Source organism: Micromonospora echinofusca (genome assembly GCF_017614955.1).
Classification (GTDB): Bacteria; Actinomycetota; Actinomycetes; order Mycobacteriales; family Micromonosporaceae; genus Micromonospora; species Micromonospora echinofusca_A.
Map to the genome: position 1 here is coordinate 1 of NZ_WVUH01000520.1, position 3,499 is coordinate 3,499.

4 protein-coding genes are annotated in these 3,499 nt (G+C 73.5%); all 4 read right to left on the reverse strand.

Going from position 1 to position 3,499, the window contains the following annotated elements; translation table 11 throughout:
* Positions 1-41 precede the first annotated feature (41 nt).
* Positions 42-797, reverse strand: a complete 756-nt coding sequence (locus tag GSF22_RS32020; protein WP_208817647.1) for a ZIP family metal transporter — start codon at positions 795-797, stop codon at positions 42-44.
* Between the two features lie 84 nt (positions 798-881).
* Positions 882-2,069, reverse strand: a complete 1,188-nt coding sequence (locus GSF22_RS32025; protein WP_208817648.1) for a GNAT family N-acetyltransferase — start codon at positions 2,067-2,069, stop codon at positions 882-884.
* Between the two features lie 84 nt (positions 2,070-2,153).
* On the reverse strand, positions 2,154-2,849 hold the full coding sequence (locus GSF22_RS32030; RefSeq protein ID WP_208817649.1) for a hypothetical protein: 696 nt from the start codon (positions 2,847-2,849) through the stop codon (positions 2,154-2,156).
* Positions 2,849-3,499, reverse strand: a 651-nt coding sequence (locus tag GSF22_RS32035; RefSeq protein ID WP_208817650.1) for an ATP-binding cassette domain-containing protein, incomplete at its 5' end; no start/stop codon positions are given. The genes GSF22_RS32035 and GSF22_RS32030, both read right to left, overlap by 1 nt.

Here is a 3,499-nt window from a genome sequence, read left to right on the forward strand (position 1 = left end):
CCCGCCACCTTCGCCACCCGCCACCCTGCGGCGGGCCGGCGTCAGGCGCCGGAGCGGGAGAGCGCGAACGCGGTCAGGAAGCCGGCGACCGTGACCAGCCCGACGAGCAGGTGGGCGCCCTCGAACGCCTCCGGGATCATCGTGTCGGCGGTCATCGCCAGGATCGCCCCGGCGGCCAGTGCCGTGATCGTGGCCAGCACCACCGGGGGCGCCCCGCCGAGCAGGGCGTACCCGGCGAGCGCGGCCACCCCGCTGACCAGGGCGATCCCGGCCCAGAGGGCGAGGATCCAGCGCCGGGACCGGCCGGCGCGGATCATCCCGGCCGCGCTGGACAGCCCTTCGGGCAGGTTGCTGAGGAAGACCGCCGCCACGGTCACCGCGCTGACCGTACCGCCGGTGACCAGGCCGGCGCCGATGACCACCGATTCGGGTACGCCGTCGAGCAGCGCGCCGACCGCGATCGCCGAACCGGAGCCGGGCTGCTCCTGCTCGGACGGCTGCTGCTCACCGGAGCGTTTCCGGTGCCGGGCACCCCGACGGGCGAGCAGCAGGTTGGCGCCGGTGTAGGCGAGGGCGCCGGCGGCGGCACCGGTCGCGGTGGGTACCAGTCCGGCGCTCTCGTGGGCCTCGCTGATCAGCTCGAACGACACGGCCGAGAGCAGCACCCCGGCGCCGAACGCCATGATCGAGGCGATCAGCCGCTGCGGGACCCGCACCAGGACCCCGAGGAACGCCCCGACCAGCAACGCCGATCCGGCCAGCAGTCCCCAGCCACCCGCCTGCAACACCTCCGGCACAGCCGCACATTCTGCCCTGCGGCGGGCGACGGCAAACCGGGAAGGCCGGGCCGGTCGACGTGTGGTGTCGACGGCGACGGCAGGTCAGAAGGCGCTGAACAGGTACGGCACCTGACGCGGGAAGATCCGGCGCAGCTCGGCGGCAGCGTCCGGCCCGATCGTGCCGTGCCCCCGCAGGACCACCTCCACCGGGTCGAGCACCCCGTAGACCAGGGCGGAGAGCCCGGCTGCGGTGAGGACGGCGGTGGGTGCCGACGCCCCGGCACTGCCGACCTCCAGATGCCCGCTGGTGCCGTCGAGCAGGTGGCTGCCGGCGAGGTAGCGGTCCTCGGCCAGCTCGATGCGTACCCGGCCCGGACCGGCGGGCAGACCGGGCAGGGCGGCCAGGGACAGCACCCGGGCCATCGGGGCCGCATAGTCGGGCTGGGACACCCGGGACTCGCTGGTCACGCCGAAGTCGGTGCCCCAGAGCTCGGGGAACTCGTCGGCCGGCACCTCGACCCGGACCCGGGTGACCTGGCCGGCGTGGCCGGCGAGGAAGCGCAACAGCAGCGCCCGGGCCACCGGGTCGGCGGCGAGCAGGTCGTCACCGACCAGGTCCCCGGCGTGGTCGTCGATCCGGTAGGTGAGCGTCCCGACGGTGGTGCCGTCGATCTCGGCGGTGACCAGCCACCGTTCGTTGCTGTCGCGGACCCGCTCCGCCCACCGGCCGCAGAAGATCGAGAAGCCGTGCCGTCCGGGCAGGCAACGCTCGGTGTACTCCCGGTACCGGGGATAGCCGGCGCTGATCCGCTGCCAGGTCACCTCGCCGGGCAGGTCGGCGCGGAGCAGCGGGCCGAGGTCCTGGGGCGCGAACGTGGCGGTACGGGTCTGCGGCAGCCCGACGTAGCCGAACCGTTCGTAGAACGAGGGGCGGAACGGGTAGAGGGCGCTGACCAGGTGCCCCTCGTCGCGCATCTCGTCGAGCAGTTGGTGCAGCAGGCGACGGACGTGCCCCTGCCGGCGGGACAGCGGGTGCGAGGCCACCCCGGCCACGCCGGCCATCGGCAGGATGGCACCCCGGACGTTCTGCCGCATCGGGATCGCGGTCGCGGTGGCGAGGGAGGTGTCCCCGTCGAGGACCACCAGGGTGCGGTTGTCCTCGTGGAGCGCCGCCAACCTGCGGACCCGGTCGGTGTCGTCGGCCGTCGAGGGGGAGGGCTGGAAGGCGTACCAGCGCAGCGGGAAGCTGTGCGTCGCCAACTCGTCCGTGGTCAGCCGCCGGATCTCCATCCGTCCATCCCAGCGCCCGTCGACGTCCCTGCGCAACCGGATTCGGGGACCGGGTGACGTGATCCACTCCCGCTGGCGACGGGATCAGTGGGCGGGCAGGTACCGGATGTGCCGGCGACGGCGTAGCCGGACGGTGAACACCCCGGCGACCAGCAGCACCAGCAGCAGGGTGACGGCCAGCCCGTGCAGGCCGCCCCGGAGGAGGTAACCGTCGTCGGTCCGGTCCACCGCCCAGGTGGCGATCTCCCGGCTGGCCCAGAACGGGGTGAACCGTGCGCCGGTACCCGCCGGGTCGATCAGCATCTGGACGGCGACCACGGTGAGCAGCAGCAGGGTGCCCTCCAGGTCGCGGGGGAGGACCGCGCCGATCAGCATGCCGAACGGCGCCGCCACCGCCACGCAGCAGAGCATCGCGGCGGCCACCCCGCCGTACCGGACGAAGTCGGGTGCGTCAACGAGTACCAGCAGCAGGAACGGTACGGTCAGCACCAGTCCCAGCACCCAGAGACCGAGCATCCGACCCAGGTAGAGGTGGTGTGGCCGGTACCCGGCCAGCCGGAGCCGGGGTTCCAGCTCACGGGCGGCGCCGGTGGCGAAGAGGGCTGCGGTGCTGACCGCCCAGGCCACCCCGAGCATCAGCGACCGGATCGACTGTCCGACGTAGCCGTCCCGCCGGATCAGGTAGAACGCCAGCGGCATGAGCAGCAGCAGGGCGAGGACACCCCGACGGCGTACCAGTTCCCGCAGGGTCATCTCGGCGATGGTGAACAGCCGGCCCATCAGCGGCCTCCCCGGGTCGTCGCGGTAGGGGTCAGGTCGAGTACGACGTCCACCCGGTCGAGCTGGGTGAGCAGGTGGGTGACCACGACGACCGCCCGGCCGGCGTCCCGGAGCTGCCAGAGCTGGTCCCAGAAGTTGAGGTAGGTGCCCCGGTCGAAGCCCTGGTAGGGCTCGTCGAGCAGCAGCACGTCCGGTTGGGTCATCGTGGTCAGGGCGAGGTTGAGTTTCTGCCGGGTACCACCGGACAGGTGCCGGGCGAGGGTGTCCGGCGGGGTGTCCCAGCCGAGGACGCGTACCGCCGCGCGACCGTCGGCCCGTGCCTGCCGGCGGCTGGCCCCCCGGCCCGCGCCGAAGAGCGTGAAGTGCTCGTCGGCCAGCAGGAAGTCGGCGGTGCCGCCCTGCTGCGGGCAGTACCCGAGGCTGCCGACCACGCGCACCTGGCCGCTGTCCGGGGCGACCAGTCCGGCGCAGATGCGCAGGAAGGTGCTCTTGCCGCAGCCGTTGGCGCCGACGACGGCGGCGATCTGCCCGGCCCGTACGGTCAGGTCGGCGGAGTCCAGGACGGTGCGCCGGCCGTACCGTTTGCTGATGCCGGTGGCGTGCAGCCGGACCGGACCGGGCCGGCGGGCCGGAGCCGGCGGGGGTGGCGG

What these genes read in the sequence shown, in the direction of transcription:
- GSF22_RS32025 (WP_208817648.1), bottom strand. Translation starts at nt 2,069, where the DNA reads ATGGAGATCCGGCGGCTGACCACGGACGAGTTGGCGACGCACAGCTTC.
- GSF22_RS32030 (WP_208817649.1), bottom strand. Translation starts at nt 2,849, where the DNA reads ATGGGCCGGCTGTTCACCATCGCCGAGATGACCCTGCGGGAACTGGTA.